This window comes from Streptomyces sp. iso_384, from assembly GCF_056172905.1.
Genome location: NZ_JBWBTT010000001.1, coordinates 3,492,793 through 3,514,485, shown reverse-complemented (window position 1 = coordinate 3,514,485; position 21,693 = coordinate 3,492,793). Strand labels below are relative to the sequence as shown.

Annotated in this window: 21 protein-coding genes and 2 pseudogenes; 15 read left to right on the top strand and 8 right to left on the bottom strand. The window is 72.0% G+C overall.

The window, feature by feature from the left end; translation table 11 throughout:
- The first annotated feature begins 159 nt into the window (after positions 1-159).
- The gene (locus tag AC0VY3_RS15640; protein ID WP_086778355.1) at positions 160-843 is read left to right on the top strand and encodes a glycerophosphodiester phosphodiesterase; all 684 of its coding nucleotides are present in this window, start codon (positions 160-162) and stop codon (positions 841-843) included.
- Between the two features lie 12 nt (positions 844-855).
- Here the strand turns inward: AC0VY3_RS15640 and AC0VY3_RS15635 are convergent, their stop codons facing one another.
- Positions 856-1,413: a GNAT family N-acetyltransferase gene (locus AC0VY3_RS15635; protein ID WP_103510818.1), complete on the bottom strand. Its 558-nt coding sequence runs from the start codon at positions 1,411-1,413 to the stop codon at positions 856-858.
- Positions 1,414-1,617: 204 nt separating this feature from the next.
- On the opposite strand from AC0VY3_RS15635, the gene AC0VY3_RS15630 reads away from it, so the two are divergent.
- The 5 genes from AC0VY3_RS15630 (at position 1,618) to AC0VY3_RS15610 (ending at position 5,062) form a co-directional block, all read left to right on the top strand.
- The gene (locus tag AC0VY3_RS15630; RefSeq protein WP_103510819.1) at positions 1,618-2,232 is read left to right on the top strand and encodes a DUF5134 domain-containing protein; all 615 of its coding nucleotides are present in this window, start codon (positions 1,618-1,620) and stop codon (positions 2,230-2,232) included.
- Positions 2,233-2,329: 97 nt separating this feature from the next.
- Entirely contained in the window at positions 2,330-3,265 is a 936-nt protein-coding gene (locus tag AC0VY3_RS15625; protein ID WP_103510820.1) for a M56 family metallopeptidase, read from the top strand.
- Between the two features lie 75 nt (positions 3,266-3,340).
- Positions 3,341-4,045, top strand: coding sequence for a phosphatase PAP2 family protein (locus AC0VY3_RS15620; RefSeq protein WP_475549823.1), 705 nt, complete (start codon positions 3,341-3,343; stop codon positions 4,043-4,045).
- Positions 4,046-4,093: 48 nt separating this feature from the next.
- Positions 4,094-4,789 carry an HAD family hydrolase gene (locus AC0VY3_RS15615; RefSeq protein ID WP_475549822.1) on the top strand — a complete coding sequence of 232 codons (696 nt, stop codon included), beginning with the start codon at positions 4,094-4,096 and terminating at the stop codon, positions 4,787-4,789.
- Between the two features lie 117 nt (positions 4,790-4,906).
- Entirely contained in the window at positions 4,907-5,062 is a 156-nt protein-coding gene (locus AC0VY3_RS15610) for a hypothetical protein (protein ID WP_170994744.1), read from the top strand.
- A gap of 305 nt (positions 5,063-5,367) precedes the next feature.
- Here AC0VY3_RS15610 and AC0VY3_RS15605 read toward each other — a convergent pair whose 3' ends face one another.
- Positions 5,368-6,858: an LVIVD repeat-containing protein gene (locus AC0VY3_RS15605; RefSeq protein WP_103510824.1), complete on the bottom strand. Its 1,491-nt coding sequence runs from the start codon at positions 6,856-6,858 to the stop codon at positions 5,368-5,370.
- A 158-nt stretch (positions 6,859-7,016) separates the two neighbouring features.
- On the opposite strand from AC0VY3_RS15605, the gene AC0VY3_RS15600 reads away from it, so the two are divergent.
- Together AC0VY3_RS15600 and AC0VY3_RS15595 are read left to right on the top strand one after the other, a co-directional pair.
- Positions 7,017-7,703, top strand: a complete 687-nt coding sequence (locus tag AC0VY3_RS15600) for a DUF305 domain-containing protein (protein ID WP_475549821.1) — start codon at positions 7,017-7,019, stop codon at positions 7,701-7,703.
- 115 nt (positions 7,704-7,818) lie between these two features.
- The gene (locus AC0VY3_RS15595) at positions 7,819-9,204 is read left to right on the top strand and encodes an FAD-dependent oxidoreductase (protein WP_475549820.1); all 1,386 of its coding nucleotides are present in this window, start codon (positions 7,819-7,821) and stop codon (positions 9,202-9,204) included.
- Positions 9,205-9,253: 49 nt separating this feature from the next.
- Here AC0VY3_RS15595 and AC0VY3_RS15590 read toward each other — a convergent pair whose 3' ends face one another.
- From AC0VY3_RS15590 to AC0VY3_RS15580, 3 genes are all read right to left on the bottom strand, one after another.
- On the bottom strand, positions 9,254-10,084 hold the full coding sequence (locus AC0VY3_RS15590; protein WP_103510827.1) for a class I SAM-dependent methyltransferase: 831 nt from the start codon (positions 10,082-10,084) through the stop codon (positions 9,254-9,256).
- Between the two features lie 79 nt (positions 10,085-10,163).
- Entirely contained in the window at positions 10,164-10,628 is a 465-nt protein-coding gene (locus AC0VY3_RS15585) for a hypothetical protein (protein WP_103510828.1), read from the bottom strand.
- A 204-nt stretch (positions 10,629-10,832) separates the two neighbouring features.
- Positions 10,833-11,549, bottom strand: a complete 717-nt coding sequence (locus tag AC0VY3_RS15580) for a cupin domain-containing protein (protein WP_103510830.1) — start codon at positions 11,547-11,549, stop codon at positions 10,833-10,835.
- A gap of 240 nt (positions 11,550-11,789) precedes the next feature.
- Between AC0VY3_RS15580 and AC0VY3_RS15575 the strand changes: the two genes are divergently transcribed.
- The 4 genes from AC0VY3_RS15575 (at position 11,790) to AC0VY3_RS15560 (ending at position 15,892) form a co-directional block, all read left to right on the top strand.
- The gene (locus AC0VY3_RS15575) at positions 11,790-12,875 is read left to right on the top strand and encodes a WD40/YVTN/BNR-like repeat-containing protein (protein WP_103510846.1); all 1,086 of its coding nucleotides are present in this window, start codon (positions 11,790-11,792) and stop codon (positions 12,873-12,875) included.
- 65 nt (positions 12,876-12,940) lie between these two features.
- A complete protein-coding gene (locus AC0VY3_RS15570; protein ID WP_103510831.1) occupies positions 12,941-13,618 on the top strand; it encodes a uracil-DNA glycosylase in 678 nt (225 codons plus the stop codon).
- Positions 13,615-14,772 (top strand): N-acetylglucosamine kinase, encoded by a 1,158-nt coding sequence (locus AC0VY3_RS15565; protein WP_475549819.1) that lies wholly within the window; start codon positions 13,615-13,617, stop codon positions 14,770-14,772. Before AC0VY3_RS15570 ends, AC0VY3_RS15565 begins: the two co-directional genes overlap by 4 nt.
- Positions 14,773-14,950: 178 nt before the next feature.
- Complete coding sequence (locus AC0VY3_RS15560) at positions 14,951-15,892, top strand: sirohydrochlorin chelatase (protein WP_475549818.1); 942 nt, start codon at positions 14,951-14,953, stop codon at positions 15,890-15,892.
- A gap of 182 nt (positions 15,893-16,074) precedes the next feature.
- On the opposite strand, the gene AC0VY3_RS15555 is transcribed toward AC0VY3_RS15560, so the two are convergent.
- From AC0VY3_RS15555 to AC0VY3_RS15545, 3 genes and pseudogenes are all read right to left on the bottom strand, one after another.
- The gene (locus AC0VY3_RS15555; RefSeq protein WP_475549817.1) at positions 16,075-17,136 is read right to left on the bottom strand and encodes a lactonase family protein; all 1,062 of its coding nucleotides are present in this window, start codon (positions 17,134-17,136) and stop codon (positions 16,075-16,077) included.
- A 158-nt stretch (positions 17,137-17,294) separates the two neighbouring features.
- Positions 17,295-17,962: pseudogene (locus AC0VY3_RS15550) on the bottom strand (FUSC family protein); the annotation flags it as partial.
- A 102-nt stretch (positions 17,963-18,064) separates the two neighbouring features.
- A protein-coding gene (locus tag AC0VY3_RS15545) for an IS5 family transposase (RefSeq protein WP_475551684.1) occupies positions 18,065-18,861 on the bottom strand; the annotation gives its coding sequence in 2 pieces (ribosomal slippage) (positions 18,065-18,519 and positions 18,519-18,861; 798 coding nt in all).
- 95 nt (positions 18,862-18,956) lie between these two features.
- Here AC0VY3_RS15545 and AC0VY3_RS15540 point away from each other — a divergent pair.
- From AC0VY3_RS15540 to AC0VY3_RS15530, 3 genes and pseudogenes are all read left to right on the top strand, one after another.
- On the top strand, positions 18,957-19,574 hold the full coding sequence (locus AC0VY3_RS15540; RefSeq protein WP_475549816.1) for an SMI1/KNR4 family protein: 618 nt from the start codon (positions 18,957-18,959) through the stop codon (positions 19,572-19,574).
- 180 nt (positions 19,575-19,754) lie between these two features.
- Positions 19,755-20,864, top strand: a pseudogene (locus tag AC0VY3_RS15535) (IS701 family transposase); the annotation flags it as partial.
- Between the two features lie 184 nt (positions 20,865-21,048).
- Positions 21,049-21,660, top strand: a complete 612-nt coding sequence (locus AC0VY3_RS15530; RefSeq protein WP_181010983.1) for an SMI1/KNR4 family protein — start codon at positions 21,049-21,051, stop codon at positions 21,658-21,660.
- Positions 21,661-21,693 lie beyond the last annotated feature (33 nt).

Sequence of the window (21,693 nt, the reverse complement as noted above, 5' to 3'; positions counted from 1 at the left end):
AGCGCAGTTCCCGCAGCACCGCTCGGATCCCGGCGACCGGGCCCGCACGGCTGGGGACATCGCGGGCCGCGGCCGCTACCCTCCCCAGTGCCGTATTGCCGCAACCTCCGCACGGGCAGGAGCAGTCGACGGATCCCCGCCGACGGAAACGAGGTCGCCTTGTCTTTTCTCACCCTGGGTCATCGCGGAGTGATGGGCGTCGAGCCCGAGAACACCCTGCGCTCCTTCGTCCGCGCCGAGGCGTCCGGGATGGACGCCATCGAGCTGGACCTGCACCTCAGTAAGGACGGCGCGCTCGCCGTGATGCACGACACGGACGTGGACCGCACCACGGACGGGACCGGGCCGATCGCGGCCAAGACCCTGGCGGAGCTGCGCGAACTCGACGCCGGTCAGGGCGAGCGGATCCCGGTCTTCGAGGAGGTCCTGGACGCCGTCTCCTCCCCGCTCCAGGCGGAGATCAAGGATGTGGCGGCGGCCCGCGCGCTGGCGGACGTGATCCTGGAGCGCGAGCTCGTGGGCCGGGTGGAGGTGTCCTCGTTCCACGACGAGGCCGTCACCGAGATCGCCCGGCTGGTGCCCGGCGTACGCACGGTCCTGATCGCCAGCCGCTGGGGGGCGGACGTGGTGGACCGGGCGAAGGCGGCGGGCGCGGCGACGCTCGCGCTGAACATCCGCCGCCTCACCCTGGAGGTGGTGGAACAGGCGCACGGCGAGGGCGTGAAGGTGATCGGCTGGGTGGTGAACACCCAGGACCATCTGCGCCTCGCCCGGGCGCTGGGCCTGGACGGCGCGACGACCGACTTCCCCGAGATCCGCCGCGCCGGGCGCTTCACCGCCTGAGGACGAGCGCCGTCAGGCGCTGTCCCCGAGGTTCTTGACGAGCAGTTCGAAGGCCAGGTCGTCGCGCTGCGGAATGCCGAAGCGCTCGTCGCCGTACGGGAACGGGGTGAGCTGTCCCGTACGGCGGTAGCCACGGCGTTCGTACCAGGCGATCAGGTCATCGCGCACCGAGATCACCGTCATGTGCATCTCGCCGACGCCCCAGCTCTCCCGGGCGGTGCGCTCCGCCTCGGCGATGATCAGCTTGCCGAGGCCGCCGCCCTGGAGTCCGGGCCGGACCGCGAACATGCCGAAGTAGGCTGCGTCACCCCGGTGTTCGAGCTGGCAGCAGGCGACGAGTCCGCCGCCGCGCTCGACCGCGAGCAGTCGGCTCGCCGGGGCGGCGATGACGTCGCGCACGCCCTGTTCGTCGGTCCGCTGCCCCTGGAGGATGTCGGCCTCCGTGGTCCAGCCGGTGCGGCTGGAGTCACCGCGGTAGGCCGACTCGATCAGGGCCACCAGCGCCGGGACGTCGTCCTCGGTCGCGTCGCGGAAGGTCAGCCGGGCCGCGTCGGGCGTGGCGGTGTCCATGGTGGGGCTCTCCGTCTCTCTGCTGCCGTACGTGGTTTCTCTGTTGCCGTACGTCCGGTCGAGCGTAACGCGACCCGGAGCGCCCCCGGCGGGCCCCGGCGCACCCCCTTCACACCCCCGTGCGCCGGGTTCGGCCGCGGCCGCCCGGGCATCGATGGATCGACCCGTAACAGTGGTGTACGTCCGACCGGGGGGAGGCGTGCCGTGCACGGAGGGGCTCCGACCGGCTGGCTGCTGATGGCGTTGTGCGCGGTGAGCGGCGCCTACTGTCTGCTGCGCGCCCGCACGGGGACGCAGCAGGAGCGGCGCACCGCGCGCTCGGAGGCGCTCATGGGCTTCGGCATGGCGGCGATGGCCGTTCCGGCGGCGGTGCTGTCGCCCCCGGACTGGACGTGGGCGGTGTACGCGGTGCTGTTCGGCGCTGCGGCGCTGCGGTCGCTGCGGCCCGCTCTGCGCGGCGGCCACCACCGGCATCACCTCGTCGGCTCGCTGGCCATGGTCTACATGGCCGTGGCGATGGCCCCGGCGGTCGCGGGCGGCGGCGGGGGCGGGCACGCCGGGCACGGGGCGGGCGGCGGAGCCGGTGGCATACCCCTGCTGACCGGGGCGCTGCTCGTCTACTACGCGCTCTACGTCCTGGGCTCGGCCGGCCGGCTGCTGCCCGGGACCGGGACGGCCGTGGTCCCGGTCGGCGGTGCGGGCGTCGACGGGCGTGGCGCGGGAGGATCCGGGGGCGGGTCGGACGGCCGACCCGAGCTCACGACGGCCTGCCGGCTGACGATGGGCATCGGCATGTTCGCCATGCTGCTCACTCTGTGAGACGGGAAGTGGGACAGAACCCCCGGCAAACGGTGGTCTACGTCACTTGCCGGTCGAGGCCGTACCCCGGCAGACCCGCCCCTCCTAAGCTGAAGCCATGCTGGTCTCCCTCGCGCTGCTGCTGCTCGGTGCACTGACCGCCCTGGTGACTCCGCGCCTGATGGCGCGCGCCCGGTGGCCGGAGCGCGAGCCGGTCGTGGCCCTGTGGGTCTGGCAGTGCGTGGTGGCCGGGGTGCTCCTGTCGTTCGCCCTGTCCATGACGCTGAGCGCGGCCGCCGCCTGGCAGGCGGTGCGCGGCCATGTCTTCGCACCCGCCCCGCACGCCGTGGTCGAGGCGTACGCCCTGGCGGCGTACGGGCCGTGGTCGGCGGTCATCGCGGTGCTGCTGGCGCTGGGCGGGCTGTGGACCGGGGCGATGCTTCTGCGGGAGATCCGGCGGGCGCGGCGTCGCCGCAAGCAGCGCCGGGCGGAACTGCTGGTGCGCTCCCCGCTGCTGCCCGGTGAGAAGCCGGGCGCCGACCGTCTCGTGGTGCTGGAGGGCGAGCGCCCCGACGCCTGGTGGCTGCCGGGCGCGGCTCCGCAACTCGTCATCACCACCGCCGCGCTGGGCCGGCTGAAGGGCCGTCAGCTCGATGCCGTGCTCGCCCATGAACAGGGCCATGCCCAGGCCCGGCACGACTGGTTGCTGCACTGCTCGTCGGCGCTGGCGATCGGTTTCCCGCAGATCCCGGTGTTCGCCGCGTTCCGCGACGAGATGCACCGGCTGGTCGAGCTGGCCGCCGACGACGTGGCGTCACGCCGCTTCGGCCGGCTGACGACCGCGCTCGCCCTGGTCGGACTCAACGAGGACCGCGGGGTGTTCGGCCCCTGCCCCGCGCCGGACGCCCAAGTGCCCCTCCGGGTCAACCGGTTGCTGGCCCCGGTCGACCGCCTGACGGCGGGCCGCAGGCTCCGGCTGACGGCCGCCGCCGCGCTGGTGCCGGTCGTCCCGCTGATCGTGACCTTCGTGCCGGGGCTGCGCGCGCTGGGCTGAGGTCCTCTCCGCCTGGAGTCGGTTGTCGGTGCCCCGGGTTGGCCTTCGGGCGGTGTCCTCCGCGAGGATCGCCTCATGTCCTCCCCCCTCCCCCGCTCACCGAACCGCTCCCCCCGCGCCGCGGCCGCCCTGTGGACCGGAGCCGTCGTCGTGGCGTCCGTGGTCCTGCTCGCACTGGTGGCGGTGCGCTGGCCGCCGCTGATTTCCCTGGACCGGGCGGTCGCCGACGCGCTGCACCGGCACGCGGTGGCCGATCCCGGCCTGGTCCGGGTCAACCGGGTGTTGACCGACTGGGTGTGGGACCCCTGGACCATGCGCGCCCTGATCGCGGTGGCGGTGGTCGCCCTGTGGTGGCGGGGCGCACGGTTGCTCGCGCTCTGGGTGGCCGCGACGAGTCTGCTCGCCTCGCTCCTCCAGCAGGGGCTCAAGGCCGTGGTGGGCCGGGAGCGCCCGCAGTGGCCCGATCCGGTGGACACGGCCCATTACGCGGCCTTCCCCTCCGGGCACGCCATGTCGGCCGTCGTGAGCTGCGGGCTGCTCGTCTGGCTGCTTCGGCTGTACGGCGGGGGCCCCGGCGCCCGGGGTGCGGCGTTGGCGGTCGCGGTGGTCTCGGCGGCCGGTGTGGCGGCGACCCGGTTGTACCTGGGGGTGCACTGGCTGACCGATGTCGTGGGCGGTGCGCTGCTGGGGGTGGCGGTGGTGGCGTTGAGCGCCGCCGGATACGCCCGGTACGCGGCGCCGCGCGCCGCGGCGGCGGAGGACCGGTCCCCGCGGGCCTGAGCCGGGAGCTCTTGTCGGCGCGGGGACGGACCGGGAAGGATCGCGCCCATGGTGATCAGAGGTGTGCTGTTCGACTTCTCCGGAACCCTCTTCCGTATCGAGCCGGTGCGGGACTGGCTCGCCACCGTGCTGCGCGAGGAGGGCGTCGATGTGGCCCCGGAGGACTTCGAGCGGTACGTGAGCGGGCTCACGGCCGCCGGCGCCCTCCCGGGAGGCCCGCCTCCGGTCCGGGTGCCGGAGGAACTGGCGGACGCGATGGCGCGCCGGGACCTGACCGCCGCCCTGCAGCGCGCGGCGTACACCGGTCTGGCCCGGACCGTCGCCCTGCCCGATCCGGGGCTGTACGACGCGCTGTACGACCGCCATCTGCGGCCGGAGGCCTGGCAGCCCTACCCCGACGCCGCAGAGGTGCTGGCGGGGCTGCGGAGGGCGGGTATCACGGTCGGCGTGGTCAGCAACATCGGCTGGGACCTGCGGCCGGTCTTCCGCGCGCACGGGCTCGACGCCCTGGTCGACGCCTATGTGCTGTCCTTCGAGCACGGGCTCCAGAAGCCCGCCGCGGGACTGTTCCGTACCGCCTGCTCGCTGATCGGCCGGGATCCGGCGGAGGTGGTCATGGTCGGTGACGACCGGGCCGCGGACGGTGGCGCGGCGGCCCTGGGCTGCGAGGTCCGGTTCGTGGACCATCTGCCGGTGTCAAAGCGGCCCGACGGCCTGCGCTCGCTGGGGCTCGTCCCGCGCTGAGGCCCACGGCGAACCGGGGAAATCGGACCGCGGTGTGAGGCATATCCCGCCGCGGAAGGGGTAGTGGCATGCGTTCGTGGACGTAGCCTGGTGAGCATGTCCCCTATGTCGTCGTCCATGTCCGCCCGTTCCGCAGCCGAGGTCAACGCGGAGATCCGCGACCTGTGGCAGCGCTCGGGCGGCTGCCTGACGCCGCAGGACGAGGCGGACTACCAGCGGCTGCTGGTGGAGTGGGCCGCCGCCACCGGCGGGAGCGTCCGCACCGCCGCCTGATCGCCCGAGCCGCCGTTCGCCGCACCGTGAGCGGGTGGAAAAGCGCGCCCGATCCGGCGATCCCCCGCGTCGCCGGATCCGGGCGCACCCTCGGCCCGTCCCGTGGGACAGGGCCGCGGACCGCGCCGGGGACCGGAGTTGCGGGGTCCGCCGTCGCAGGGATCCAGCATGTCCCCACCCGGCTCATCGGTCAATGAATTTCCGGCTCCGCACGCACCGGGGCCGGTGTCTCCCGGGCGGATGACCGCCCGGGAGACACCGGCCCCGGACTGCGGGTCGAGTCGGCTACCGGAACTCCTGACGGGTCAGCGGTCGAAGTAGTCCGGCTGCGTCTGCACGTTGAGCTCGTCCAGCTTGACCCGCTTGGCCGGGTCGGTGCGCTTGTCGTCGAGCTTCAGCACGTCGAAGCCCTTGGCGATGTCGCTGGAGTAGATGTGACCGTTGTAGTAGTACGCCGACCAGGGGCCGGCCGTGGTCACCTGGTCGAGCGTGACCGGACCGCGCTCGAAGAAGGCGATCTCCTTGGGCTTGGACGAGTTGGTGAAGTCCCAGACGGAGATGCCGCCCTGGTACCAGGCCTGCACCATCAGGTCGCGGCCCTTCACCGGGATGATCGAGCCGTTGTGGGCGACGCAGACCTCGACGTCGGCCTGGTGACGGTCGATCTTGAAGTAGCTGCGGAAGACCAGCTTGCGCTTGTCTCCCTTGCCGACGATGTCGTAGATGCCGTCGGCTCCGCGCTTGGGACCGATCTCCTCGTTGCAGGTGGCCGCACCGCCGCCGCCGAGCTCGTCGGTGAAGACAACCTTGTCGGCACCCTGGTTGAAGGTGGCCGAGTGCCAGAACGCGAAGTTCACGTTGTCCTGGACCCGGTCGATGATCTTCGGGCGCTCCGGGTCCTTGATGGAGAACAGCAGACCGTCACCCATGCAGGCTCCGGCGGCCAGGTCCTTGGACGGCAGCACCGTGATGTCGTGGCAGCCGGTCGTCTGGGAAACACCCGGGTTGGTGGGCGCTCCCGGGTTGCCACCGTCCGGGAAGAGCACCGGGAAGTTGACGATCCGGGCCTTCTGGGGCGCCTTCACCGGCACCTTGATGATGGAGATCCCGTCGTGCGGCGGCCGGCAGTCCGGGAACGCCGCGTTGGGCGAGTACGAGGAGACGTACACGTAGACGTTCTTGCCGTCCGGCACCAGCGTGTGCGTGTGGGAACCGCAGGCGGTCTCCACGGCGGCGATGTACTTCGGCGCCCGCTTGTTGCTGATGTCGAAGATCTTCATGCCCTCCCAGGACGACTTCTCCGTGGCGGGCTGGGAGGTGCTGGAGCAGGAGTCGTCGCTGCGCGAGGAGTCCGTCGAGAGGAACAGCAGGTTCCCCGAGACCGAGATGTCGTTCTGCGATCCGGGGCAGAGGACCTGGGCGACCGTCTTGGGCTTCTTCGGCTTGCTGATGTCGTAGATGACGAAGCCGTCGTAGTTGCCGACGTAGGCGTACTTCCCCTGGAACGCGAGGTCCGTGTTGGTGCCCTGCAGGGCGCCCTTCGGCACGTTCGTCAGGTGCTTGATGTTGGAGCTGTGGACGATCTCGTCCACGCCGGGTATGTCGCCGCCGGCTATCGCGGCCCTGGCCTCGGCCTGTTCGCTCTTGGTGACGGACCCGCGCTCGACGGGGGCGTCGCCCGGGTCGGGGGTCGCGGCCGCTGTGGTGGCCGTCAGCAGCGTGGCGAGGAGTCCGGCCGCGGCTGCCACCGCGCCCAGACGTCTGCGCCGCACGCGGGTGGTGTGCAACGAGGTCACTGCGTCCTCCCTTGTATCCGTTCGGGGTCGAACGGTTCATGAACCCCCGGCAGTATCGTCCCTCCCATGTACACATCAACAGATGGCAACGCAGACGTAATGAAAGTTTTTGATCTTCGGCCGGTGGAAGCGTGTTAGGACGGTCTGCAACAAACCATGTGGCACAGGAGGTCACCGTGTTGATCCATCGCCGGTCCGCAACTCTTCGCTCAACCGCACTCGCGGCGGTGGCGGTTGCCGCCGCGCTCGTCCTCGGAGCCTGTGACGCGGACAGCGGTGACGGAACGTCGGACAAGGCCGAGGACGCAGGTCCGGGCGTGGTCGCGCCCGGCAGACCGGGCGAACCCGCGCGGACGCTCTCCGCCGAGGATGCCGTCAAGGAGGCCGGGCAGGACACCGCCAACTCCGCGGACTTCCGCTACGCCGAGATGATGATCGAGCACCACGGGCAGGCGCTCGTGATGACCGAACTCGTCCCCGAACGGGCCTCCGCCGCCACCGTCAAGCGGCTCGCCGAACGCATATCGGCAGGCCAGAAGCCGGAGATCGGCGCGATGGAAGGGTGGCTGAGAAGAAACGGCGGCGACAAGCGCAAGCAGCACCACGACCACGCGGGGATGCCCGGCATGGCGACCGACGCCCAGCTGAAGAAGTTGCGCGCCGCCGAGGGCAAGGCCTTCGACAAGCTCTTCCTGGAGCTGATGATCACCCACCACCAGGGGGCGATCACCATGGCCACGGAGGCGCTCACCGAGGGGAACGACGTCATCGTCGAGGAGATGGCGAGCGATGTCGTCGCCCAGCAGACCGTGGAGATCAACCGGATGCGCGGCCTGATGGACTGAGACCCGCCCCGGGGCCGTGCCCGTACCACTGCCCCGTGCCACCACCGCGTGCACCGGCGGTGCAAATCGGCCCGGCGGTGCGATCCTGGAAGCAACCTCCGGGAAGAGGTGCGCCGTGCTCTCAGTCGCCGTCGTCGGTTCCGGTCCCAGCGGGGTCTACACCGCCCAGGCCTTGCTCCGGCAGTCGCTCGTGCCCGATGTGCGCGTGCACGTCCTGGACCGGCTGCCCACTCCGTACGGACTCGTGCGGTACGGGGTGGCCCCCGACCACGAGAAGATCAAGTCGCTGCAGAACAGCCTGCGGGCCGTGCTGGAGGACGAGCGGGTCACCTTCGTGGGCAACGTCGGCGTCGGCGGGCCGGACGGCGTCTCCCCCGCCCGGCTCGCGGAGCTGTACCACGCGGTCGTCTACTGCGTCGGGGCCTCGGCGGACCGAGCACTGGCGGTGCCGGGCGAGAGTCTGCCGGGCAGCTACTCCGCCACCCGCTTCGTCTCCTGGTACAGCGCCCACCCGGACATCGGCTCCGACCCGTTCGCCCGGGACGCTCTGGGCGGCCGCTCGGCCGTCGTGATCGGCGTGGGCAACGTGGCGGTCGACGTGGCCCGGATCCTGGCCCGCGGCGCCGACGAACTGCGGACCACCGACGTACCCCGGGCCGCGCTCAGCGCACTGGCGGCCAGCCGGGTGCGCGAGGTGCACATCGTGGGCCGACGCGGCCCCTCCCAGGCCCGGTTCACCACCAAGGAGCTGCGGGAGCTGGGGGCGCTGCCCGGGGCCCGGGTCGTCGTCGACCCGGCGGAGCTGGCGCTGGACCCGGCGTACGCCGCTCCGGACGGCCTGCCCGCCGTGGTGCGGCGGAACCTGGAGGTCCTGCGCGGCTGGTCGGCGGGCGGGGCCGGGTCGGGCGGGGCTGCGGATGCGGCGGGGGCCGTGCGCCGCATCCGGCTGCGGTTCTTCCTGCGGCCGGTGGAGCTCCTGGAGCATGACGGGCGGGTCGCCGGGGTGCGGTTCGCCCGGACGGCTCCGGACGGCGCGGGCGGGGTCCGGGACACCGGCCGCTACGAGGACATCGAGGCGCGGCTGGTCCTGCGGGCGGTCGGCTATCGCGGGGTCGAGCTGCCGGGGCTGCCCTTCGACCCGGTGCGCGGCACGGTGCCGCACACGGCGGGCCGGGTACTGCGCGACGGGGTGCAGTCGCCGGGTGAGTACGTGGCGGGGTGGATCAAGCGGGGGCCGACCGGGGTGATCGGCTCGAACCGCTCCTGCGCCAAGGAGACGGTGGCCTCGCTCCTGGAGGACGCGGCCGGACTGACCCTGCGCCCGGTGCCGGCCGATCCGCTGGCCGTGCTGCGTGAGTGGGGGTTGCGGCCGGTGGAGTGGGCCGGCTGGCTGTCGATCGAGCGCGCGGAGGCGGAGCTGGGCCGTTCGCTGGGGCGTGGCCCGGTGAAGATCCCCGACTGGCCGGGGCTGCTGGCGGCGGCCCGGGACGAGAACCGCTGAGGGGCGCACCGCACTGTCGCGCCCAGCTTCCACGAAACGTCCAGCACCATCACTTCCGGGTCGCCACGACCAGCCGGGCGCGGGGGCTGCCGTCGGGGCGCAGGCCCAGTCCGGTCAGCGGCTGCAGCCGTACGCCGAATCCGGCCTGGGTCAGGTCCTCCAGCACATCGCCGAGCCGGAACGTGCGGTAGTACATGACGAACGTCGGCCGCCACAGGGCGTTGCGCACCCGCATCGCCACGTCGAAGCCCAGCAGCGACCAGTAGACGCGTGATCCCACCGGGGGCGGCGCGCCGATCGGGAAGACGAACTGCCCGCCGGGCCGGAGGGATCCGTGCACCTCGGCGAAGAGACCGAAGCGTTCGGCGGGCAGGAAGTGGCCGAACGCGCCGAAGCTCAGGGCGAGATCGAAGGCGGGCGCGAAGGGCAGGGAGCGGGCGTCGGCCCGCACCCAGTCGATCGCCGGTCCTTCGCTGCCGGGCGGCCTCCTGCTGCCCGCCGGTCCCTCGTCGTCCGCCGGTTCCCCGCTGTCCCCCGGTCCTTCGCCGACCGGCGATGTCTCGCTCCCGGGTGGGAAGGCGGCCCGGGCCTCGGCGAGCATGCCCGCGCTGAAGTCGACCCCGACCACCCGTTCCCGGCACAGCTGCCGGAGCACGCCCACTCCCGCCCCGGTGCCGCAGCAGACGTCGAGTCCGGTGTCGAAGGGGCCGAGTTCGCGCACGGCCCGGGTGACCGCGTCGAGCACGCGGTCGGGTGTGCGGTAGGGCGTCAGGTCGAACTTCGGGGCGAGGAGGTCGTATCCGCGCTCGATCGAGGAGAGCGCCTGGACGGCCAGTTCGCGCACGGTGGGGCCCTCTTCGGGGCCCTGTTCGGTGAACATCACGGACCACCCTACCGACGCGTGACCCGGCCCGGCGCCGCCGCGCTGCCACCGGCCGCGATGTCGCCGCGCCCGTACGTCAACGGCCGCCGGGAAGACGCCGCTTGAGGGTGATGGCGGTGTCGGCGGCGTACGCCTGGTTCCAGCTGCGGCCGGCCCCGGACTTCCAGGTGACGTGGACCGTGGAGCCGTCGGTTCGGGTGCTCTCCACGGTCATGGTCCGGTCGCCGTCGCGCACGTCGCCGCGGCGCAGTTCGGCCGCCTCGACCGTGACGGGCCGCTCGCCCGGCGCGTTCTCGGTCTCCTCGGCCGCCCGCAGGAGCACGGCGGCCAGCTCGCGGGCCGCCTCGGGGGTGCAGGTCCAGACGAGCTCGCCGGCCGGGCGCGAGAGCCGGATGCCGACGCGGGGAGCCGGGCCGGTCTCCTTCGCGGTGGCCGTGGCCGGGTCGGCCGTCCCCTCGGCGACCGTGAACGGCGCGGGCTCGCCGGCGGTGACCGTGACCGGCACCGGGCGGCCGTCGGCGTCCGTGATCCCGCTGCCCATCGTCGTCTCCTCGGTGTCCTGCCGCGCCCGGGGCCGTCCCCGGGTTGCCGTCCGGCCGCTGCCCGGCCTCGGCCAGCATGTCAGCTCCCGGCGGCGCGGCGGCACGCCGGCCGTCATCGGCGCGGAAACCGGGCTCCGTGCGCACGCGGGAGCAGGCCCCGCCGTCGGCCGGGTCCACCGGGCAGAGCTGCTTCAGGTCCGGCCTCAGGTCCGGTAGACGTCCAGGCGGCCGCACATGCCGAACCTGCCGCGCTCCGAAGGCCGTTCGGCGTGGACACGGGCGTCGGCGAGGTGCCCGGCCTCGCCCCGGTCCAGCGCGTCGAGCTGGCCGGCGGTGGCGGCGGCAGCCGTGGCGGCCCCCTCCTCCCAGCGGGTGCGCCACTCGGGCGTACGGGGGCGCACGAGCGCGGCGGCTGCGCGGTGGAACGCGGCCAGCGGCTCCGGATCGCCGTCCTCCACGGCCTCGCGCAGGGCGAGGAACCCCTCCACGGCGAGGTCGCGCCGGGCCCGCGCCGCCCGTTCCTGCACGGCCTCCTCGGCGTCCACGGGCAGCGCCGCCGCCGAACGATAGACGTCCGGGTCGGCGAGGCAGCGCGGCGGCAGGGTGAGCACGGCGTCGCCGGCCTCGGGCAGCCCGCTGTTCTGCATGAGCACGACGACGCGCAGCCCGTCCTCGTTGACCAGGCGGTGGATGGCGCCCGGGGTGAACCACACGAGCGCGCCCGGTGTCAGCGGGGTCTCCCGGAATCCGGTGGCCGTGAGGGTCTGCACCGAACCGCTGCCGGCGACCACGACGTACCCCTCCGAGCAGGTCAGGTGCAGATGCGGGGTGCCCCCGCGCAGCCCGTCGGCGGCGGGCCAGTCGTAGACGCTCAGGTGCGAGACGGCGACGGCGCCGGGCAGTCCTTCGAAGGTCACCACGGGGGCTCCTGAGATTCGGCGGTACGGCCCTCAGCGACCCTCCGCAAGCGCTTTCTACGGCCACTGAAAGCTAGGCCGCCGCCGGACACCGGTCAAGGGCGCCGCACGCACCGGGCCGCGCGCACCGGGCAGCCCACGCCGACGTCGCCGGCACCGCGGGCGTGTGCGCGGGCCACTGTCAGTGGCCGGGTGCAGACTGGCACTGTTCCGGCACAACGGCGTATCGGGAGGTACATGACCATGACCGACGTACTGCTCGCGGCAGGCACCCGCAAGGGTCTCTTCATCGGCCGCAGACGTGGCGGGACCTGGGAGATCACCGGTCCGCACTTCAACGCGCAGGCGATCTACTCGGTCGCCGTGGACACCCGCACGGACACCCCGAGAATCCTGGTCGGCGGGGACAGCGCCCACTGGGGGCCGTCCGTCTTCCACTCCGACGATCTGGGCGAGACCTGGGTCGAGCCGCGACAGCCCGCCGTGAAGTTCCCGAAGTTCACCGGAGCCTCCCTGGAGCGCGTCTGGCAGCTGCACCCGGCGGGCCCCGAGGCGCCGGACGTGGTCTACGCGGGCACGGAGCCTGCCGCGCTGTTCCGTTCCGAGGACCGGGGCGAGTCGTTCGAGCTGGTCCGGCCGCTCTGGGAGCACCCGACCCGCTCGCGGTGGGAGCCGGGCGGCGGTGGCGAGGGGCTGCACACCGTTCTGACCGACCCCCGGGACGCCGGGGCCGTGACCGTCGCCGTGTCGACGGCGGGCGTGTTCCGGACGAAGGACGGCGGTGCGAGCTGGGCCCCGTCGAACAAGGGCGTATCCGCGGTCTTCCTCCCCGATCCGGATCCGGAGTTCGGCCAGTGCGTCCACAAGGTCACCCGGGACGCGGCCGACCCGGACCGGCTCTATCTGCAGAACCACTGGGGCGTGTTCCGCAGCGACGACTCCGGCGATCACTGGAGCGACATCGGTGCGGGGCTGCCCTCCGACTTCGGGTTCGCCGCCGCCGCGCACCCGCACCGCGGCGGCACGGCGTACGTCTTCCCGATCAACGCCGACGCCGACCGGGTCCCGGCGGAGCACCGCTGCCGGGTGTTCCGTACGACCGACGCGGGGCGCACCTGGGAGCCGCTCACGGAGGGCCTGCCGGACGGGGCTCACTACGGGACGGTGCTGCGCGACGCGCTGTGCACCGACGACGCGGATCCCGCCGGGGTCTACTTCGGCAACCGCAACGGCGAGTTGTACGCCAGCGCGGACGACGGGGACAGCTGGCAGCAGCTGGCCTCGCATCTGCCGGACGTCCTGTGCGTGCGGGCGGTGGCGCTCGGCTGACGGCCGGGGCCGGAGCACCGACGGCAGTTGATCGGAGTGGTCGTATCAGCAGTAGAGTGCGGGCCGTGGCAGCACGACCGTTGAAAGAGATCATCGAGCCGGGGTGGGCCGACGCCCTCGAACCCGTCGCCGAACGCATCGCCGCTATGGGCGACTTCCTCCGCGCGGAGATCGCCGCGGGACGCACGTACCTGCCCTCCGGGGCTCATGTACTGCGGGCGTTCCAGCAGCCGTTCGAGGAGGTGAGAGTGCTCGTCGTCGGTCAGGATCCGTATCCCACCCCGGGACACGCGATCGGGCTGAGCTTCGCGGTGGCCCCGGACGTCCGGCCGCTGCCGGGCAGTCTGGAGAACATCTTCCGGGAGCTGCAAGCGGATCTGGGGCTGCCCAGGCCGTCCAACGGTGATCTCACACCGTGGACGCGGCAGGGGGTGCTGCTGCTCAACAGGGCGCTGACCACCGCGCCGCGGCGGCCCGCCGCCCACCGGGGCAAGGGCTGGGAAGAGGTGACCGAGCAGGCCATCAAGGCGCTGGTGGCCCGGGGCACTCCGCTGGTGTCGGTCCTGTGGGGGCGCGACGCCCGCAATCTCCGCCCGCAGCTGGGCGACTTCCCCGCGATCGAGTCCTCGCACCCCTCCCCCATGTCCGCGGACCGGGGCTTCTTCGGCTCGCGGCCGTTCAGCCGCGTCAACGAACTGCTGGCGCGCCAGGGGGCCCAGCCGGTGGACTGGCGGCTTCCGTGACGCACCCCCCGGCGTCGCCCGCCTCTGCCGGACCCGCCACCGCCGCGCCCTCCCCTGCCGGTCCGGGCGCGTATGTCATCGGGGTGGACTCCGGGGGCTCCGGACTGCGGGTGGCGCTCGGTCGGCTGGGGCTGCCCGGGCCGCTCTCGACGACGGTCTGCGCCGAGCCGGTACGGACGGGGCCCGGCGGCATCGACGCCGGGCATCTGCTGGACCAGCTGCTGCCCGCCGCCCGGGAGTTGCTGGAGCGGGCGGCCGAGTCCTCCGCCGACGACGCCCCGACGGGTGAGGTCGCGGCGCTGGCGATCGGGGCCGCCGGGATGGCCACCCTGGGCGAGCGGTTGCGGGCGGAGCTGCCCGGCGCGCTCGCGGACGCGCTGGGGGTACGTCGGCTGGCGCTGGCCGCCGACGCGGTGACGGCCTACGCGGGCGCGGTGGGACAGCGCCCCGGGGCGGTCGTGGCGGGCGGTACGGGCATGATCGCCCTCGGTACGGACCTGACGGAGTGGCACCGGGCCGACGGGTGGGGTCATCTTCTGGGTGACAGTGGCGGCGGTGCGTGGATCGGCCGGGCCGGACTGGATGCCGCGATGCGGGCCCATGACGGGCGGCGGGGCGGTTCGCCCGCGCTGCTGGACCGGCTGCGGGCCGTGTTCGGACCGGCGGAGGAGCTGCCGGGGCTGCTCTATCCACGCTCCGACCGGCCGGCCGTGCTGGCCTCGTTCGCGCCGGAGGTGGCGGCGTGCGCCGGAGCGGACCAGGTTGCCGACGGCATTCTGCGGGCGGCCGCAGGGCACATCGCGGAGGCTGCCGCGGCCGTCTGCCCGACGGCCGCGCGCCCGGCGGCCGCCGGGCCGGACAACGACGGCGGCGAGCTCGGCGAGGGCGGCGAAGTGGCCCTGACGGGTGGCCTGTTCCGGATGGGCGACCCTCTCCTGGCGCCGTTGCGCGAGGAGCTGGCACGCCTGCTGCCGGGGGCTCGGGTGACCGCAGCGGAGGGCGATCCGCTGACCGGCGCACTCCGGATCGCGCGGGCTCTGGCGGCCGGGGATCTGCGCCTGCCGCGCCACCCGACGATGCTGTTCGTGCTCCTGGAGCACGGGACCGGGCAGCGGGTCGGAACGGCCGTGCGCGACGAGCCGCGGACAGGGTGACGGGCCGGGGCACGGAGCGGAGACGGAGCGAGGACGGAAGGCCGATCGAGGGGATCAACGAGCCGACAGACGGGGACACTCCGGCGGTACATCACTCATCGGACATAAGCGGATAGTTAACGCTCGACCGGACCCTCCCCGAACAGAGGGGCAGGCAAAACCAGTAGCATGCGGCGCCATGAGCACCCCCACTGGGCCCGCTTCCGGCCTGCCTGTACGAATGCCGCGACCTCGCCAGTCCGGACGGCACCGCCGCCCGGAGCCCGTGGTCGCACCCGAGGGCGCTGCCGCGCTCGTTCTCGCCCTTCCCGGTACCCCCTCCTCGGCCACGCGCAGCCTGGCCGAAGAGGTGATCAGCATCGCCCGTTCCGAGCTGCCCGGCCTCAACGCCCGGATCGGCTACCTCGACGGTGACGATGCCGAGTACCCGACCCTTTCCACCGTTCTCGCCCACACCGCCGCCGAGCGCGTCGCGCGCTTCGAGCAGGCCGTCGCCGCCGGACGTGAGGTCGCCGAGCCCTCGGGTCCGCCCGCCGTCGTGGTCCCGCTGCTCGCGGGCCCCGACAGCGCGCTGATCCGGCGGATACGGCAGGCCGTGATGGACAGCGGTACGCAGGCCGAGCTGACCGATGTGCTCGGCCCGCACCCGCTGCTCGCCGAGGCCCTGCACGTACGGCTGTCGGAGGCCGGTCTCGCGCGCGCCGACCGCGCCAGGCTGTTCACCGTCGCCACCGCCGCCGACGGCATCGTGCTGGCCACCGTGGGCGGCGAGGAGGCCGTGCAGGCCGCCGGGATCACCGGCATGCTGCTGGCCGCCCGCCTCGCCGTGCCGGTGATGGCCGCCGCGCTGGACGTGGAGGGCTCGGTCGCGTCGATCGCGGAGCAGCTGCAGAGCTCCGGCTCCGCACAGCTGGCGCTGGCGCCGTACCTGGTGGGCCCGGAGGTCGACCCCGGCCTGCTGGACGCCGCCGCGAAGGAGGCGGGCTGCGCGACGGCCGAGCCGCTGGGCGCCTACCCGGCGATCGGCAAGCTCGTGCTGTCCCTGTACGCCACGGCGCTGGGCATCACGCCGGCGACGCCGCAGGGCGCCCAAGGCGCTCAGGGCGCTCAGGCTCACTGACCGGACGCCGCCGCGCTCGGGCGGCGGCTCGGGAAGCCGGACAGCACAGCGGGCCCGGACCGGAGGAAACCCTCGGTCCGGGCCCGCTGTGCTGTCCGGACGGCCGTGACCGGCCCGCCGCGCCGTCCGGGGCGGCCGTGCTGATCGGGATCAGCCGATCAGGGGCCGGGGCCGCGCAGTTGTCAGGCGAAAACGACGCAGGAGGCCGCGGGGACCTCGATGGAGCCCGCGTGCTGCGGGACGCCCGTCTCGGCGTCCACGGCGAACCAGCTGACGTTCCCGGAGTGCTCATTGGCCGCGTACAGCCACTGCCCGCTCGGGTCGAGGGTGAGATCGCGCGGCCAGCGGCCACCGCAGCCGACGGTGGCCACCAGGGCCGGCTTCTCGCCGCTCTCGTCGAGGGTGAGCACGGAGATGCTGTCGTGGCCCCGGTTGGCGGTCCACAGGAAGCGGCCGTCGTGCGCGACGACCACTTCGGACGGGTAGGTGCGCGCCGCGCCCTCGGCCGCCTCGTGCTCGGGCAGCACCGACGTCTCGCCGAGCACGTCGAAGCTGCCGGTCGCCGCGTCCCAGCGGCACACGGTGAGGGTCGGCTCCAGCTCGCCCAGGACGTAGGCGAGGGTGCCGGAGGGGTGGAAGGCCAGATGGCGCGGGCCGGTGCCCGGCCGCAGGGCCGTCTCGCCGTGCAGTCGCAGGGCGCCGGTGGCCGGGTCCAGGGCGCAGACGCGTACGGAGTCGGTGCCGAGATCCACGCTGACCACCCAGTTCCCGGTGGGGTCGGCGAGCACCTGGTGGGCGTGCGGCGCCTCCTGGCGGCCGGTGTCCGGGCCGCTGCCCTCGTGCCGGAGCACCGAGGCCGCCGCCCCGAGCGATCCGTCGGCGAGGACCGGCAGGGCGGTGACGCTGCCGGACCCGTAATTGGCCGTGACCAGGTGGTTCGCGGCGAGCGCGAGGTGGGTGGGGGATGCCGCGTCGACGGCCCGTACGGGGCCCAGGAGGGCCGGTACGTCGCCGTCGAGGGCGAAGGCGCCGGCGACGCCCCGGGCGCTCTCGCCGACCGCGTACAGGGCCGTGCCGCCCGCTCGGGGGCCGACGGCGAGGAACGAGGGGTCGGGCACGGCGTCGGTGGATCCGAGCACGGTCAGCGCGCCGGTGTCCCGGTCCACGGCGGCGGCGGTGATTCCGTGCCCGCCCGCCGAGGTGAACGACCCCATGAATGCCCGCCCGGCGCTGTTGCCGATCATCGCGCTACCCCTCTTCCACCGTCGCCGCGATCTTCACGGCCGACGGTAGCAGGCAGCCCACTGCGGTCCAGACCAATGCGGCGGGCGGGAAGTGCCGCTGCGTCGGGCGGGCGTCGGCGTCCCCGGCCGTGCTCGACGTGACGGCCCGGTGGGCGCGATCAGGCCGGCTCGGGCCCCACGGCGGGTATCCGGCCGCCCCGGCCCTGGAGCGGTGCCGCCAGTGCGGCGAGGGCGCGCTCCAGGCCGTGCAGATGGGCCAGGGCGGGGTCAGCGGCGGTCGCGGGCAACACGGGGCGGATGAAAGCCCCGGGAGCCGTCGGGTGCGGCGAGCGCCTCGACTGCCGCCTCGACGCGGCAGCACGCGGCCGACAGCCGCGCGTCGTGCGAGGCGTCCGGGTCGGCGGCGATGGAGGCCGGCCCTCGTACCTCGCGTACGCAGTCGTCCAGCAGCGCGAGCACCTGGCGGGCGCGCTCCTTACGGGCCGGCAGCGGGCTCAGAGGGTGCACCAGCGGGGCGAGCGAGAGCTGGACCCGGCCGAGCTGGACCTCCCGTTCGGCGACGCGGGGGCCGGGTCGACGAGCGTCGAGCCGGCGAGCCGGTCGGCCGCCTCGGCCGTGCAGGCGTGGACGCACCGCAGCGCCTTCTGGATCCAGCGTCGGTGATGGCGTGGGTGGTGACGGGGAGGACCAGCAGCACGGCGAGCACCGCGCCGAGCGCGCCGACGGCGGTCTCCGCGACACGCAGCCAGAGCAGGACGGCGTCCAGGACGCCAAGCGCTCCGTAGAGCATGCCGGACATCATGGTCACGAAGAACATCATCCATGTGTCAGCACATCATTGCCGCAGGTCAGGGGGGCGCCTGCCCTCACTGGGTCAGCAAATGGTCAGCATCCGCGCCGCGCATTCCTCTTGGCTTAAGACGTCGTCTCAGTTGGTGAGGCGGCGGTGGCAGATGAGGGTTGCGGCTATGCCGACGAAGGCAAGGAAGTGGTCGGACTTGCGTTCATAACGGCGATGGAGGCGTCGGCAGCCGGCCAGCCAGGACACGGTCCTTTCGACCACCCATCGGTGTCGGCCGAGCCGCTGTGAGGACTCGATGCCCTTGCGAGCGATGCGGTGACGGATGCCGCGCTCACGGAGCCAGCTGCGCAGGTGATCGTAGTCGTAGCCCTTGTCGGCATGGAGCTTGCCGGGCCGTCGGCGGCGCGGGCCGCGAGGGGAGCGGATGGGCGGGATGCCGCGCACGAGTGGCTCGAGGCCCTGGCTGTCGTGCATGTTGGCACCGGAGATGCCGAGCGACAGCGGCAGTCCGTTCCGGTCGGTGATCAGATGGATTTTCGACCCCAACTTGCCACGATCGGTCGGATTCGGTCCGGTCAGTGCCCCCCTTTTGCCGCCCGCAGACTCACCGAGTCGATCGCGCACCGCGACCGGTCCAACTCTCCACGGGCGCCCGGTTCGTCGAGGAACAGGCGGTGCAGTTCGGCCCGAACGCGGGCTTCGGTCCAGTGCGTGAATCGGCGATGGGCGGTCTGCCATGACGCCCCGAACATGGGTGGGAGCTGCCGCCATGTGCAATCAGAGGTGGCAACGAAAAGAATCGCAGCCAGGATTCCGCGATCGTCAGCCCGCCGACGTCCACCGCCTTGCGGACGCACAGGCGCCTCGGGCATCACGCGAAGGAAGAGCTCCCACAACCTGTCTGGCACCGGTTGCCGCCCCATCTCCATGCCATGACAACGAGGACCCCGATCAGCCGTCGACAGGGAAGGTGCTCGATGCTGGCTCGAACGATTCCCGGCAAGCATCTTCGAGAGGCATGACCGCCATGACCGACTACCTGCAGGCCGTCTTCGCGATGCTGGGTCCCGGAGAGGAACGCTACGCCGACCCTGCGGCCTGGCTCAGCCTGGAGGAAGAACTCGGCAGGACGCTTCCGGGGGACTACAAACAGATCGTCGACGCGTATGCACCAGTGCAGATCAACGGCCACCTCACGCTGTCTCACCCTGCGTCAAGCTGGTGGAACCTGGGCGAGGAGATCCGCTCGGCATCAGAAGTCTGGGCTGATAGCAGATGGGAGTCCTACATCACTGGGCCGGACGACGATCCTCGCGTCTTCTGCCAACTACCCCAGCTCAGCTTCGGAACCACCGAAGGTCTCATACCCATCGCCGCCACCGATCAAGGAGCTGCGGTCTTCGTAGCCTCGTCGGTCCACCGTTTCTCCGACGGTGTGGTGGTCCAAGGGGCAGAGGGCGACTGGGTCGGACACCCCATGACCTTCGCCGAGTGGTTGTACCGCCACCTCGTCGGTGAGGAGATGACCGGTTGGGACAGCGCGACCTTCTACCCCGGCCCCGTGGGGATGGAGTACCCACCTGCAGGACCAGGCCAGCCCACTCGCGAGGCATACGGCCCAGACCGCGGAATGTAGTCCCGCACCAACTGAGACGACGTCAGTACTGCAGCAGGACTTTGCTGTCTGACCTGCGGGTTTCGCGGGGCGGCTGAAGCGTAGCGGGGCTTTGATCGCGTGTGGGCGGTTTCACGGGGACCGCCCCTCGCTCGTGCGACAACGCCGCAGGTAGTGGCAGCGGCGGGGCAGCCTCTGAGGGTGATTGCCGAGTATGCCGCCGCGCAGTGGGACCTCGCACTGGACGATCTCTTCCTGACCATCGGGCACCGTTTCGGCCGAGTGGAGCTCCGTCGCCGCAGGCGTGACTACGTACGCGGGCTGCTCGCCCCGGTGGCCCACAAGAACAGCTGGCAGCTGGCCGAACAGGCCGGCCACCCCACGCCCGACGGTCTGCAGCACCTCCTCGCCGGGTCGAAGTGGGAGCCGGATGACATCCGCGACGACCTGCAGAGATACGTCGCCGACAAGCTCGGCGAGGCCGACGGCATCCTGATCGTCGACGACACCGGGTTCATCAAGAAGGGCACCGCCTCAGCCGGGGTCCAGCGCCAGTACTCCGGAACCGCCGGCCGGACCGAGAACTGCCAGATCGGCGTCTTCGCCGCCTACGCCACCACCCGCGGCCGGGCCCTGGTCGACCGCGAGCTCTACCTGCCGAAGTCCTGGACCGAGGACGGGAACGCTGCCGCACCGCAAGGGTTCCCGACGAGCGGGAGTTCGCCACCAAGGGCGAACCGGCTCGGCACATGGTGCTGCGGACCGCCGCCTCGCCGCTGCCCATCGCCTGGGTCACCGCGGATTCCGCCTACGGCCAGGACAACCGATTCCGCCGACTGCTGGAGCAGTCGGGTGTCGGCTACGTGCCGGCCGTCCCAAAGTCCCAGTTCAGCGTGTGCTGTTCGCGGGGCGCGGCTCTGTTCGCGCAGGCCCCGGAAGAAGCGTGGGCGAAGATCTCATGCGGCGACGGCGCGAAGTGGCCTCGCGTCTACCACTGTGCAGTGGTGCGGCTGCCAGCCGTCGCCGAGTTCGACCACCAGGGCGGGGTCTCTCACCGAATGCGGTGGGCGCTGGCCCGGCGCAGCATCAGCAAGCCCGACGAGAGCGCCTACTACTACCCCGCCTACACACCCCTCCAGGTCACCGTCCAGGAGCTGGTGCGGGTCGCCGGGGCGCGCTGGGCGATCGAGGAATGCTTCCAGGCCGCGAAGAACGAATGCGGCCTGGAAGCAGTACGAAGTCCGCCGCTACGTGGACTGGTATCGGCACATCACGCTGTCCATGCCCGCGCATGCCTTCCTGGCCGCCACGGCACGCCGGCCCTGAGAAAAGGGGGCGGAACAGGTGGGCCAGCCAGGGACATCGAGCTCACAGTGGCGGAGGTTCAACCCGGCAGGTCAGACAGCAAACTCCTGCTGGAGTACCAAAGCTCAGTACCATGGCGGCGGAACACCCGATGGCGTCATCGAAATCTCTTCCGAAGGTGAGGATCTCATTGAGCAACACGACTGTCGCGTGGTTGCGCATCACTCGGTGGCTCTCCGTACATGCCCCGGCTCACGCTGATGCTTTGAACTCACCCGCTACCGAAGATCACATCGGTCGCATCGAAACGCAGATGGCCATCAACTTGCCAACAGAGTTGAAACAGATTCTTTTGATCAACAATGGCAGCACAGCAAACTCCCACACCGAGACTGAAAATTCATTTTACGACGCTCGCGGAGGCGGGGACTATTCACCATTCCCCTCGACCCTCGTTTTTAACGACATCGATCGCATTTGTTCTCTTTATGCGGGAAACAGGCAGGCAAGCATTTCCATGCAGGAACCGGGCTCCCTCTATGAGTATTGGAAAGAAGGATGGATCCCGGTGTTTCGAAAAAAGGAATCGCACTCCGGCCTACTCCTCGATGCGTCCGGAGGGCAATCTCCTGCACCACTTTACGCATACGAGGAAGAGAGCTTCCCGGAGTTGGCATTTCAGTCGTTGACCGATTATCTGGACACGGTGGCGGATGCCCTGGAGGGAATTCAGCCCTTCACCGTCATGGGGAACCAAGCACCGCACTTCCCTGTTGTGCGTGATGGCCTGATTTCCTGGTAGATGCACTGCCGTAAAGCTGTGTCCCAGAAGCAA

Coding starts and splice junctions, on each gene's coding strand:
- AC0VY3_RS15635 (WP_103510818.1), bottom strand. CDS start 1,413: ATGGACACCGCCACGCCCGACGCGGCCCGGCTGACCTTCCGCGACGCG.
- AC0VY3_RS15625 (WP_103510820.1), top strand. CDS start 2,330: ATGCTGGTCTCCCTCGCGCTGCTGCTGCTCGGTGCACTGACCGCCCTG.
- AC0VY3_RS15620 (WP_475549823.1), top strand. CDS start 3,341: ATGTCCTCCCCCCTCCCCCGCTCACCGAACCGCTCCCCCCGCGCCGCG.
- AC0VY3_RS15615 (WP_475549822.1), top strand. CDS start 4,094: ATGGTGATCAGAGGTGTGCTGTTCGACTTCTCCGGAACCCTCTTCCGT.
- AC0VY3_RS15610 (WP_170994744.1), top strand. CDS start 4,907: ATGTCCGCCCGTTCCGCAGCCGAGGTCAACGCGGAGATCCGCGACCTG.
- AC0VY3_RS15590 (WP_103510827.1), bottom strand. CDS start 10,084: ATGTTCACCGAACAGGGCCCCGAAGAGGGCCCCACCGTGCGCGAACTG.
- AC0VY3_RS15585 (WP_103510828.1), bottom strand. CDS start 10,628: ATGGGCAGCGGGATCACGGACGCCGACGGCCGCCCGGTGCCGGTCACG.
- AC0VY3_RS15575 (WP_103510846.1), top strand. CDS start 11,790: ATGACCGACGTACTGCTCGCGGCAGGCACCCGCAAGGGTCTCTTCATC.
- AC0VY3_RS15560 (WP_475549818.1), top strand. CDS start 14,951: ATGAGCACCCCCACTGGGCCCGCTTCCGGCCTGCCTGTACGAATGCCG.
- AC0VY3_RS15555 (WP_475549817.1), bottom strand. CDS start 17,136: ATGATCGGCAACAGCGCCGGGCGGGCATTCATGGGGTCGTTCACCTCG.
- AC0VY3_RS15540 (WP_475549816.1), top strand. CDS start 18,957: ATGACCGCCATGACCGACTACCTGCAGGCCGTCTTCGCGATGCTGGGT.